The 13,253-nt window shown below is 45.3% G+C and carries 5 protein-coding genes; 3 read left to right on the forward strand and 2 right to left on the reverse strand.

Annotated features, from left to right (window positions below; translation table 11 throughout):
* Window positions 1–73 precede the first annotated feature (73 nt).
* Window positions 74–2,791 (reverse strand): DUF6797 domain-containing protein, encoded by a 2,718-nt coding sequence (locus DQW11_RS18970; RefSeq protein ID WP_113925686.1) that lies wholly within the window; start codon window positions 2,789–2,791, stop codon window positions 74–76.
* A 279-nt stretch (window positions 2,792–3,070) separates the two neighbouring features.
* Window positions 3,071–6,238 (reverse strand): PVC-type heme-binding CxxCH protein, encoded by a 3,168-nt coding sequence (locus DQW11_RS18975; RefSeq protein ID WP_113925687.1) that lies wholly within the window; start codon window positions 6,236–6,238, stop codon window positions 3,071–3,073.
* A gap of 320 nt (window positions 6,239–6,558) precedes the next feature.
* Between DQW11_RS18975 and DQW11_RS18980 the strand changes: the two genes are divergently transcribed.
* The 3 genes from DQW11_RS18980 to DQW11_RS18990 all read left to right on the forward strand — a co-directional run bounded on the left by DQW11_RS18980 (window position 6,559) and on the right by DQW11_RS18990 (window position 13,184).
* Window positions 6,559–8,940: a DUF1549 domain-containing protein gene (locus DQW11_RS18980; protein WP_113925688.1), complete on the forward strand. Its 2,382-nt coding sequence runs from the start codon at window positions 6,559–6,561 to the stop codon at window positions 8,938–8,940.
* A 15-nt stretch (window positions 8,941–8,955) separates the two neighbouring features.
* Window positions 8,956–10,386 carry a DUF1501 domain-containing protein gene (locus DQW11_RS18985; protein WP_113925689.1) on the forward strand — a complete coding sequence of 477 codons (1,431 nt, stop codon included), beginning with the start codon at window positions 8,956–8,958 and terminating at the stop codon, window positions 10,384–10,386.
* 140 nt (window positions 10,387–10,526) lie between these two features.
* Complete coding sequence (locus DQW11_RS18990) at window positions 10,527–13,184, forward strand: c-type cytochrome (protein WP_113925690.1); 2,658 nt, start codon at window positions 10,527–10,529, stop codon at window positions 13,182–13,184.
* Window positions 13,185–13,253 lie beyond the last annotated feature (69 nt).

A 13,253-nucleotide genomic window follows, 5' to 3' on the forward strand; every position in this document is an offset into this window, starting at 1 on the left:
AAAACAGGTAATTCCAATCAAAAAATAGTTTTGAAAAAAACGAGGGTAGACTAACGCATTTTTATAATTGATGTTAATTTCCCCCTAATTGATGGATTGTATTCTGAATCAATCCTTCTAGCTCTTTCCCATCGTCATCTTTGACCCGATATTGAATCTCCATTCCCCAAGTGGGCTTGATCAGGGGTATGGTAAGCTTGATGGATCTTTTATCTTTTCCCAATTCCGCTTTTGTGACTGACAATGTTTGTTCATTGTAGTGTTTTGAGCCATATTTTCTTGATCGCAATAGATCCCAGGTTTTCACCGTGTAGTGGGCAGTATCAGCAACACTTCGGACATCCAATTCATCTGTAAAGCTTAGCTCAATCCCTTGGGTAGTAGCTTTTATTCCTACAGGAATTACCATTGGCTGATCTACTTTTCTGATGCGGTAAAGCCCTCCCAACTGTGGCTGGGTGGAACCCCATGCCGACAAGCCACAGAGGTACAGTTGCTCATCGCCAGGATTGAATCTCCCACGCATCACGCCGGTAGAAAATCTAGGTATCGGCAGTTCAAAGATACCTCCCTGAACTTGCTCCCCTAATGTTTCATAGGGGACGACAAAGACTTTTCCATAGCCATAGGAGAAGTTGAGAAGCTTCCCGTTCAGGGCTCCCCACTTTTTGCTATTTACCCACAAAAGCTCGGACGGTGATTGGTCTCTTTCTCTATCTACCCAGACCAATGGCAATTCCATTCCCTTTTCAGTGCTGTCGGCGGGTGGATTATATCCAAACATATTTCCATAAAAACCGCCTTTTTTCACCCAATTGATCCGGTTCATGGGATTCCAATGACCTTCCTGGTCAGTGACTATAAATGTCCCGTCAGGATTGAGACAAACTCCGTTTGCAGCCCTAAAACCGGTAGCAATGATCTCGGTCCGGAGTCCGTCTGCACTTACTTTGATCAGGGTTCCGTGCTGAGGCACCAATGCTTCCCTGGCATGCCGGGCACTTTTTGCGTAATAAAGGTTCCCTGCTTTATCCGCCTGAAGTCCCATGGCAAATTCATGAAAATGGTCCGTGACCATATGGTCATTGTTGAAACTTTCATAAAAGTCGGTTTCCCTGTCTCCGTTGAAATCATGAAGACGGACAATCTGATCCCTGCAGGTAATGAAAATTTCCTCATTGATTACTTTTATCCCCAAAGGCTGAAACATGCCTGAGGCTATTCGTTGCCATGAAAGTTTTCCCGTATTTTTTGTAAAGCCCTCCACCAGCCAAACATCTCCATCGGTAGAACAAATCACCCCTTTGTTAGAGTCTTTGAAAAAGTCCAGTCCGCTCAACCTGAATTGATTCTTCCATGGACTGTCAAAAGGCGGATTCATAATGTCCACCTGAAAAGGACCTTCCTGCTCTCCTTTGAGGATTTCTGTGGTCAATTTTTGGGGATAACGGGCAGGACCGCCTTTGATCAGTGGATTTAAGTCCTCCGGTGGTGCCGAAGTTTTTGAATACTGCTGAAGTCCTTTCATTCCGGGTGCGGTGATCAGGATTTTAACCTTCAAAGATGAAGAAGGAACAAGTTCCATGACGGTAAACCCTCCCTCATTTTTCAAAACAGCACCTTCACCCACGAGTGCAACGGATGTCCCGCTTGGGGCAATTCTCATTTTCAAAGGTTTTTCAGAGGGAGAAATGTTTAAAGTTCGGGTGAAAACAGGTTGGTTATCCAATGTTTCCAATCCAAAAGTTTCCAAAACTTTAGCATTTCCAACGGTATAAGAAACAATCACCCGATCTTGATACTGATAAAGCCCTTTGTAATGCGCCCACTCCCGTGGCAACGGTCCAAATTTCCTTTTGTCCCTGGCTGTGAACCTTGGGTCGGCAAATGTACCTGTATTGGGATCTGCCCAACCGGGAGAAACGGGGTTTTGAAAGTGAAGGTCCCCTACCGTTCGCGGTGAGATATTGTGACTTCCATTAAATAGAATCGCTTCCCAATCAATAAATCCTTCACCTGTCCAGGCTCCTGCAATTCTCATCAGGTCATGGTCAAACATCATCCAGGCATTGCCGGCTGCTACTCCACCTTTTCCCTGATCCAGTCTTATGGCTATTCCTTTATAGGCAAAATTGCTTTTGGAAAAATTTTCATCCGGAAGAGGTGATGGACCTGAGGATCGTTCCCTTTCCGGGGCATTCCGTCCGACCAATTCATAGGTATTGATCAAAAAATTCCCATAGTCCATTTCTGCCCAAGGCTTGAATTCTTTAGGCGCAGGACCTGTGTTTGTCCCGGTTGGCAAGCCGGCCAAATACGCTGAATCGATTTCGAAGAATTGATCGGGGTTTTCTTTTTGCAAAAAAGTTTCTCTCAAATAATTGATGATGTCATACTTTTCTACCGGAGTCAAATTGACTTGAGGAGGCATCGATCCATATCCTCGGGTAAGGGTCTGATAGATCGAATATGGATCTTTCCCCACTTTGAAGGTGTCTTCCCAAAATTTGAATGCCGTAGGAATCGATCCTACCTGGTCAGGATTTCCATGACAATTGAAGCAGATATTATTGTAAATATGCTCCCCGGTCCTTATGGATTCGTCATGCCTATCGCCCAATGCGGTAAGAAGCCCTTTATGGTCAATGTCCTTTTCAAAGTCAGGGAGATCGGATTCTGAAAGAATAAATCCTTGTACAGAATCTGTATTCTGATTTTCCTTCGCTTGTTTACAACCAAAAACAACAAGTAAAAGGAAGAGGCATTGAAATAAAATTTTGGGTCTATTCATTTTGTGTCTCGGAAAATAACCTATGTCAAAACCAAAGGGTAAGGCAATGAAGTTGGATTAATAAATGGTTATTGGGTTAATGGCTTAATGGGTTATTTGGTTATTTGGTTAACTGATTTTGGTATGGATCAATCTTCTCGCGGGTTTCTAAAAAAGACCTTCGAGGTTCAAGTAAACCTCAAAGGTCTTGTCTATCGCTTTTTGCTTCTTTTCAATTCCACCTTCCAATCTTCCTGACTTCCCACTTCCCAACTTCCAATCTTCCCACTTCCAAACTTCCTATTTCTCCATCGGATGATCTTTTAGCAATTCGGCAGGAGAATAGAATCCCTTTTTGTCAGCAACCTTGGCCCTGACTTCTTTTACCTGATCAGGCCTTATGGGCGGAGCTTCATTGCCAAATGAGTTTCTCACGTAAGTCAAAACCGCTGCGATTTCATTGTCATTGAGCATCCCTTCATATGGTGTCATCGGAACCTGACCCGGATATTCCCTACCCGATACTGTGATCGGTCCCATCAATCCTTTCAGCACAATTTTGATCAAGCGCTCCTCACTTCCCAATACCCAAGGTGTACCCACGAGAGGCGGAAACAAAGAAGCGGAAAGTCCACGTCCGTCATTTTGGTGACAGGTACTGCAAAATCCGTCTCTCGCATAGATTTCTTTGCCCATATTATACAGTTCGAGGTCGCTGCCGGTCAACTTGGACTTGATGGTTTCCTCTTTTTTCTCTCTCACTGAAAGTCCATTGATATGGGCTACTGCAGCTTCATGTGCGTGAATGGACCATTTGTCCAAAGGCATTTTTTCTGCTTCCGCCAATATCGGCAGTCCCTTTTCCCTTGGCAACCAAGATGCTGCCACGATAGCTTCCAAGCGCACTCTGCTATTCTCATCCTTGACGGCTTCCATTAGCAAACTGGCCTGATCATTTACCTGATGTCCTGAGTAGCGAAGTACCCTCACAGCAGCTGCTCTCGCCCTGAAATCCTTTGCCTTTAACATTTGCTTGAGCAATTTTTGATCGACCTTGTTCAATCCCCAACTCACCCACAATCCTTCCAAAAGATAATGTTCATAATTGGGATCATTTTTATCCAGCTTTGATACCCAAGCTTCAATGGCAGGAAGCACTTCTTTGGGATCCCTTCCTCTGAGTTCACGGCGGGTGCGGTAACGCGTCCTGAATTCCGGCAGCTTCAGATTGTCCAGCAATTCTGGAATGGATGCGCCATAAACTTTCGCAGGAGTAACCAAAGGACGGGATGGATACGTGATCCTATATACCCGGCCATGTACGTGGTCACGGAGCGGATCACGGGCATTGTGCTGCATGTGTCCGATCAGGACATTGTGCCAATCGATAAAATAAAGTGAACCGTCAGGAGCAAACTCCATGTCCACAGGACGGAAATTACGGTCAGATCCTTTCACAATATCCTGCCGGAATTTGGTGATAAAACCGGTCCCTTCGTCCATGACCTGATGTTGCTTCATCCCCAAAAATCCAATGGTATTGGCGATCAGCATATCTCCCTGTACTTCCTCCGGGAAGTGTCTGCTGGAGACGAATTCCAATCCTGAAGTCGGGCGGACTTTATGGGCTTCTTCAATCAGATTTTCAGATTTGTGGGTAGCTTCACCATACCTCGGCAATACCGATCCCGGCATCATCCACCTCACATCAGGACCTGAAGTTTCGGCAAAGAAATTTTGCCCCCAATCGTCAAAAGCAATTCCCCAGGGATTCGGTATCGACAACTGTGCGGTACGCTCAAGATGGCTTCTGGCAGGATTGAATCTGTAAAATCCGCCATTTGTCGCCCTGACAGGACCATAGGAAGTTTCGACATTGGTATGCAAAAAGACTCCCTCAGCCATGTAAATGGATCCTGACGGATCTGCCGCGAAAGCCGAAATCACGTGGTGCGTATCGTGGTCATCAAATCCGCTCAAAAGTGTTTCAATCTTGTCGGCTTTGTCATCCCCATCTGTGTCAATCAGGATTTTGAGGTTGGTTCCCTGGGAAATATATACCCCCTCAGGAGCAATCTCAAAACCCATCGGTAGATGCAATCCGTCGGCAAAAATGATTTGCTTGTCCGCTTTACCATCACTATTGGTATCTTCCAAGATAATGAGCTTGTCATTTGGACGTGCATCTCCAGGCCTGTAATGCGGGTAACTCGGAACCGTGGCTACCCACAGTCTGCCTTTGTTGTCAAAGCTCATCTGCACAGGATTGGCCAAGTCAGGGAATTCCACTTCCGAAGCAAACATCTCGATTTTGTAACCTTCAGGAACAGTAAGTTTGTCCAAAGCATCCTGACCGTAGAGGTATTCTGTACTTCCGTTTTGTTCGGGATTGTAATTCGTCTCTACAGGAGGCAATGTCCTGGTATTTTTGTCTGCTGCGGCCAGATCCATTTTCTCGCCTTTTGCTGCTTTCCAGATTGCCTCATCACGGATGGCAGTCATCTGACGGATTTTTTCCAATTCTGCGGGATAATTATCCGGGCCAAACGGCGCGTACCGGCGACCAAAAACATGGACCCCGTTGGGGATTTTGTAGTCATTGTGCCACAACCAGTTTTTCTCCATCACCATATCATGGATCAAAGTGCGGTGTTCTTCCGCTTTTGGATTATCATCCCCAAAAACAACATCGGCAAGCAGCACGGCTAGTTTCTTATATCCTTCTTCATTCAACTGAGAACCGTCAATGGTCAAAGGTTCTGCACTCGAATCATACCATTCCTGTGAGGGAGTAAATGCGTCCACAAAAAGGACTATATTCTTTTCAGAAACCTCCTTCATCGCTTGGGTATACAGCGCTAGGTTTTCATTTTCCTTTTTGCCATTCGGCAAATCCCGAATATCCGAAAGGTCCTCAAAAGCAATGGGAGAAATGATGGCAAGTTTGGGGGCAGCTTTCCCATTGTATTGTTGCTTGAGGGTATGCTTGATAAATGCATCTAGTTCGCCTTTATAATTGTCAAGTCCATCTACACCCTGAAAGGACTCATTATATCCAAAAAACGCCAGGATCACATCAGCCTGATGTCTGGTAAGCCACTCATCAGGAGATTCAAAATGACCCTCAGAACCTGATTTATTGGCATATTCAGTCTGGAATTCTTCTGCTCCGGGAAATGCCCAAGGAGACTCCCTGCCTGAATGCGGTCTGAATCCCGGCGTATCTCCCCCGTCTCCCATATTGCGGATATACAGCAAACTATCAGGATAACGCACATGCATTTCTGTCTCAAACTGCCCGTATTCCATCATCCTCGAGGCAAGGTTGTTACCAATCAGGATAATGTGGGAGCCTTTGTTAAAATCAAGTGAATCGGATTTTTTGCATTGGTAAAAAATGGTGGAGACTAACAAAATCAAGGTGATTTGTAACAATCTTTTGCCGTTGTTTTTGATTGGGTTTATCATATGTGCTTTTCTTTATACATATTGCCCAAGATGGTACTCCCGGGAATTGGTGGTTTTTTGGAATGATAAAAGTTTTTTTTATTTCCCGGTATTCTATCCTGTCATATCCTGTTTACAGGCCTGAACCCGGTTGGGGAATTTCCCTTTAAGGTATACACAGGGAATTCAAATAGCAAACGGGAATTGGCAGTCGGCAAAAAGCTATTTTGAATGTTCTGCCGAAAAAGAGAAACGTGAAGGTACAGGATGGATTTTTATCCAAAAGAGAAGAAAATTAGGATTACGATTTATTAATCAAATCTATTCCGTTAAATTTTAAGATGATTTCAGAAGGCTTTTGGCTTTGGCAGTTTTTGGGGAGGCTCCATCCTATGGTGGTGCATTTTCCTATTGCCCTGCTGCTGTTTGGCGCTTTTCTTGAATTCTTTACGATTGGTAAATTCCAATCCAAATTACGGCCCGGCATCAACCTAATGGTTTTGGCAGGTGCTATATCCGTCTTGATAGCGGCTGTCTTTGGGCTTTTGCTGGCCACCAATGATGCTGTGGAAGGTGACCTGTTAGACCTACACCGATGGTTAGGAATTGGATCTGCGGTTTTTAGTGTAGCTGTACTTTACTTTTTGAATCAGGTTGGAAAGAAAAAACAAACCGGAAAAATAAAAGCTTACCGCGCAGTGCTATTTATAGCCGCATTTGGAGTCGGATTTTCGGGACATTTTGGAGCATCCTTGACACATGGCGAGGATTTTTTGACTGAAACTTTCCCTTGGAACAACAGCAATTCTTATGATTCCGGCAGTTTTGACTTGGCTGCTTACGAAAGCGGTGCATCAGGATTAAGTCCTGAAAAGGAAATGCAGTTGATCGGGGAAGTCCGGACTGTCTTGGCGCATAACTGTTACAAATGCCACAGCGGCGCAAAGACCGAAGGCGAGCTGAGGTTGGATGAAAGGGAATTTGTCTTTCAAGGAGGAGAATCCGGTGCTGTTATTTCACCCGGAAATCCTGATGAAAGTGAGCTCTTCCGCAGGATCAACTTGCCAAAAAACCACAAAGATGTCATGCCTTCCAAAGGAAAGCATTTGAGCAAGGAGGAAATTGACCTGATCGGTTTTTGGATAGAAAAAGGCGCACCGTGGCCTGATGGTGCTGAGCAAAAAAGCGTCTATCGGGTAGCGGAATTGGCACCGAGAAAACCGGTATTACCACCACAATCTACCGGACTTGAAAATCCCATCGACCTTTGGGTGAATGCTTATTTCGAAGAAAACAACCTCACTTGGCAGACTGCAGTCGATGACAGGACTTACCTCCGCAGAATTTATCTAGATGTGGTTGGATTGGTTCCGAGCCCTGAAGAATTGGAATTGTTTACCAAGGATTCCAATCCTGACAAAAGAGCTGTTTGGCTTCGGAAACTGCTTGACCGAAATGATGATTATGCCACTCATTGGCTGACGTTTTGGAATGATGCCCTGCGAAATGACTACACCGGAACCGGATACATCACCAATGGCCGCTACAATATCACCGATTGGCTCTACAAATCCCTGCAAAGCAACAAACCCTATAATGTTTTTGTAAAAGAATTATTGAATCCGACCGACGCTTCCAAAGGATTTATTGAGGGAATCAGGTGGAGAGGAACAGTCAATGCAAGCCAACGAACTGAGATGCAGGCCGCCCAAAATGTGGGTCAGGTAATCTTGGGACTCAACCTCAAATGCGCCTCATGCCACGACAGCTTTATCAGCGACTGGAAATTGGAAGAAGCCTATGCTTTTGCCAATATTTTTGCCGATTCTACTTTGGAAGTCAGCAGGTGTGAAAAACCTATCGGAAAATTAGCAAGTACCAGGATCCTTTGGGAAGAACTTGGCGAGATGGACAGCAGCGCCACCCGCTCAGAAAAATTGAGGCAGTTATCAGAATACCTCGTCCAACCGGCCAATGGTAGGATGTACCGTACCATTGTCAACCGTATCTGGAAACAGATGATGGGCCGCGGCATGGTCGAGCCCGTGGACGAAATGGACAATGAACCTTGGAGTCAGGACCTTTTGGATTGGCTCGCATCGGATTTTGTAGAAAAAAACTATGACCTGAAGGAATTGATCTTCCTGATCGGCACTTCCAAAATCTACCAATCGCAATCATCCGGGGTGAAAAGTGCCGACCTTTTGGTTGCCGCCGATTATACTTTCAACGGGATGGTGAGGCGGAGAATGACCGCCGAGCAATTTTCAGATGCAGTCAGTCAGGTTTTCAGTCCTGTTTTTGAAGAAAAAGACCTCAAATACAATCCAAGTCAACTTCTTACGGAGCAAAGTTCCAATATCCACTTTACCCGGGCTTCCCTTGTCGCCAACAACAGCTTTCTCACCGCTTTGGGAAGGCCAAACCGGGAAATTGTCTCCACCAACCGTGATTCACAGGCGAGTTTGTTACAGGCTTTGGAATTGACCAATGGCGAGCGACTCAACACTGTTTTGCAAAAAGGTGCAGCGCAGTGGAAAGAAAAATACAATTACGGACCCATCATTATTGAAGAGGTTTACAACAAAGCTTTGCTCCGAAAACCAAGCAAAAAAGAAAGTGAAATCGCCTTAGCGGCTTTGGGAAACTCTCCGGATGTGGGTCAGATACAGGATTTCTTTTGGGCAATTGTATTGTTGCCTGAATTTCAGCTTATTTATTAAAAGGAAAAGGAAACAATGAGAAAGGACCTGAACAGAAGGGATTTTTTGAAAAAAACCAGCGCAGCCGCCATCGCCGCCATGGCTGCCGGTGCTCCTTTTGCAGGTTTGATGTCCTCTTGTAATTCAAAAATCTCCATTCCCGCTACGGCGGACACGGTCATTTTGCTTTTTATGGCCGGAGGAATGGCCCATACCGAAACCTTCGATCCCAAAAAACATACGCCATTCCGAAAAGGCATGCAATCAAGTGAAGTACTCAGTACTTTCCCTTCAGTGCCGACAGTTTTGGACGGTATCCATTTTTCCGAAGGACTGGAATCCATCGGAAAAATCATGGACAAAGGAACCCTGATCCGCTCCTATGTCGCTGCAGACCTCGGACATATTCTACATACACGCCACCAATACCATTGGCATACCTGCTACGAACCGCCGCAATCGGTGGTCGTGCCCCATCTCGGATCGTGGATTGCCAAAGAATTGGGTCCGCTCAATCCTGTCATTCCCCCATTTATCAATATCGGTCAAAGATTTACTGTCGGGGAAGGAGAAGAGCTAAAGGCATTTCACAGTGCAGGATTTCTTGGGAGTGAGTTTGGACCATTTTTGATTCCTGATCCTACATCAGGTCTGGAAAGTGTAAGACCGCCGGTGGGAATGTCTACCAAAAGGTTTGAGTCCCGAAACCAACTTTATGAAAACCTGATCAAGGAAAGTGCGATGGGGGAATTTGGCAGTGATTACCAAAAGGAATCCCTCAAAAGATCCATGGAACAGGCTTATATGCTTTTGAATTCTCCCGAGGCCAAGGCTTTTGACCTGACTCAGGAACCAAAGGAAAGCTACGACAGATACAATACAGGAAGGTTTGGATTGGGATGTCTATTGGCAAAAAGACTGGTCGATCAGGGAGCGAGATTTATCAGCGTGACGACGGAATACGAACCTTTTTTCGGTTGGGATACCCATGACAATGGCCATACCCGATTGAAAGACATGAAGAAAATGATCGATGCACCGATAGCTCAATTGATCAAAGACCTGGATGAAAGCGGTAGACTGGAACGCACGATGGTGATCGTCGCGAGTGAATTCAGCAGGGATATGCTTACTGAAGGCAGGCCTGACCTGAAAGTCTTGGATCAGGTAGAAGTTCCGGAAATCATCGAAGACATGAAAAATTATGGCATGCATCGGCATTTTACCGATGGATGCTCGGTATTGATGTTTGGAGGAGGAATCAAAAGAGGTCATGTTTTTGGCAAAACTGCCGATGAGCGTCCCTGCAAAACCATAGAAAATCCCATCAAAATAAATGACCTCCACCAAACGGTTTACCATGCATTAGGCATTGCTCCTGACACGAATTATATCATCGAGCAGCGGCCTTTCTATACCACGCCGGACGGACACGGAAAAGTGGAAATGCGATTGCTAAAGGGTTAGTCATACCAAAAGCTTCAAAAAGTATATCCATGAACGGTTTCACTTGAAAATCTATTTGAGTTAACTTGAAATGAAATTTCTATTACCATAAAACCCAATCAAACAAACCATCAACCGAACAATTTCAAACCAAAAAAAATATGTCCTCCACCAAATTAACCTTAAAATTCCTCAGCCTTTTTTTGGTCACGGGAATTCTCTTTTCCTGTGGCAAAGGAACAGAAGAAGAAAGTAAACCCCTCCATCCCAAAGTCGCCAAATTAAAGCTTCCTGAAGGTTTCAAGGCCGAACATCTTTATAGCCCAGGAGAACATGGGCAGGGCTCTTGGGTCGGAATGACCTTCGATGACAAAGGCCGAATGGTCGTCACAGACCAATACGGATCTCTTTACCGTCTGGAAATCCCTGCGATCGGTTCGGACTCTTTGGCTCCTAAAGTGGAAAAACTGAAAATAGGCACCGGACCGGATGACAAGATCGGGATGGGTTTTGCTCAGGGTGTTCTTTTTGCCTTTAATAGCCTTTATGTCACCGTCAACCACAATGCCAACGAGGAATTTGAAAAAGGAACAGGCCTTTACAGACTTCAGGATCTGGACGGCGATGACCAATACGAACAGATTACCTTGATTAAATCGCTTCAGGGCGAACCCGGAGAACATGGTCCGCACAGCATGATTTTGTCACCTGACAAGAAGTCGATATTTATTGTAGCAGGAAACCATGTCGATGTGCCTGAAATGAATGCCTACAGAATCCCAAGGGTTTGGAATGAAGACAATGTATTTCCGGTGATCAAAGATCCCCGTGGACATGCCAACAGCCGCATGGCACCCGGAGGATGGATTGCTCAAATCGATCCTGAAGGGAAAAATTGGGAGCTCTTCAGCGTGGGTTTCAGAAATGCCTACGACATTGCTTTCAATGAATCCGGAGAATTGTTTACCTATGATTCGGACATGGAATGGGACTTTGGAATGCCTTGGTACCGACCCACCCGAATCTGCCATGTCACAAGTGGAAGTGAGTTTGGCTGGAGAACAGGAAACCAAAAATGGTCGCCCAATTATCCTGATAACCTACCTGCTACATTGAATATCGGACAAGGATCACCCACCAACGTGATGTTTGGAACAGGTGCAAAATTTCCTGAGAAATACCAAAAAGCACTGTATGCTTTCGATTGGAGTTTTGGGATCATTTATGCGGTCACCTTGACCCCATCAGGTGCTACTTATTCGGCCACAGCAGAGGAATTTATTTCAGGTTCACCGCTGGCATTGACCGATGGCGCCATCGGCCCCGACGGAGCGATGTATTTTATGACCGGAGGACGAAGGTTGGAGTCTGATGTATACCGAGTGTATTACGCAGGGGATGAAAATACCGAAGTATCAAGCACATCTTCGGAAATTCCCGAAGCGCATCAAACCAGAAGAAAACTGGAAGAATTCCATACGGGCGGGCCAAAAGCAGGTGCGGTGGATTTTGTTTGGCCTTACCTGAAGGACGAAGACAGGTTTATACAATATGCTGCAAGGGTCGCTTTGGAACACCAGCCAATCAGCGAATGGAAAGACAAAGCATTGGCTGAAAAAGATCCAAAAATCCTGACCCAAGCCATGATTGCCATGGCAAGACATGCTGACAAATCCCAGCAGCCACAGATGCTTCAGGCAATGATGGGTGTAGATTATGGGAGTCTGAGCAATACAGATAAGCAAAACCTGATCCGTGCCTTTGAACTGACGCTGTTCAGGCAAGGCGTTCCTACAGGAGATTTGAAATCTCAGCTAGTGGCTTACCTGAATCCTAATTTCCCTTCAAATGACAATCACCTTGACAGGGCCTTGAGTAAAGTCTTGGTCTATATCGATGCCCCTGACGCCGTTTCAAAAAGCATTGCTTTGTTGAAAACCGCCAAAGACGATGCGGATTATCAGAAGACATTTACTTCTTCTTCGGATTTGATCTTGAGAAATCCCCAATACGGATTGGACATCGCAGAGATGCTCTCAAGTGTCCCTCCTGCCCAACAATCCTATTTGGCTACGGTTTTGGGAAATGCCAAAGTCGGATGGACACCGGAATTGCGTGAGGAATATTTCACCTGGATCCATGATGCCTTCCAATACAAAGGAGGCGTAAGCTATGTTGGATTTGTGGACAGGGCCAGAAAAATGGCTTTGACACATGTGCCCAAATCTGATTTTGATAAATACAATGAAATGTCCGGGGCTTCCTTGCTGACCGGGAGTGGCAATGACCTTATCGTCAGCGATGTACAGCCTGTCGGTCCGGGAAGAAGATGGACTGTAGAGGAAGCATTGCCGTTGATGGCGAATCTTAAAGGAAGGGATTTGGTAAAAGGAAAAGCCATGTACGCTGCTACTTTATGTCAATCCTGCCACACGATGAAAGGTGAAGGTGGAATAATCGGTCCCGATCTCACACAGTTAGGCACGAGGTTTTCTGCAAAAGACATTCTCGATGCGACCATCAATCCCAACAATACCATCTCAGACCAATATGCCGCCACCATTTTCTATATGGCTGATGGAAGCTCGGTTTTGGGTAAACTGACTGATGAGGATGCGGACAAATATTTCATTTCCCAAAACCCATTTGCTCCGGATATGATCAGGGAAATCGCCAAAAAAGATGTCAAGAGCAAAAAACTCTCTGAAGTCTCCGTCATGATGCCGGGGATGATCAATAGACTCAATGAGGAAGAGTTGAAAGACTTGGTGGCTTACCTGATCTCGGGCGGAAATGCCGACCATGAAGTGTATAAATAACAAGTGATATTTTCCATATTTAATCTAAAAACCAAATGAAAAAGTCAGCCTTTTGGCAAAATACTTTTC

Origin of the sequence: Cognataquiflexum aquatile, assembly GCF_003316845.1 — a bacterium.
Classification (GTDB): Bacteria; Bacteroidota; Bacteroidia; order Cytophagales; family Cyclobacteriaceae; genus Cognataquiflexum; species Cognataquiflexum aquatile.

Excerpts from the sequence above, each read along its gene's own strand:
- DQW11_RS18970 (WP_113925686.1), bottom strand. The coding sequence starts at position 2,791 with ATGAATAGACCCAAAATTTTATTTCAATGCCTCTTCCTTTTACTTGTT.
- DQW11_RS18975 (WP_113925687.1), bottom strand. The coding sequence starts at position 6,238 with ATGATAAACCCAATCAAAAACAACGGCAAAAGATTGTTACAAATCACC.
- DQW11_RS18980 (WP_113925688.1), top strand. The coding sequence starts at position 6,559 with ATGATTTCAGAAGGCTTTTGGCTTTGGCAGTTTTTGGGGAGGCTCCAT.
- DQW11_RS18985 (WP_113925689.1), top strand. The coding sequence starts at position 8,956 with ATGAGAAAGGACCTGAACAGAAGGGATTTTTTGAAAAAAACCAGCGCA.
- DQW11_RS18990 (WP_113925690.1), top strand. The coding sequence starts at position 10,527 with ATGTCCTCCACCAAATTAACCTTAAAATTCCTCAGCCTTTTTTTGGTC.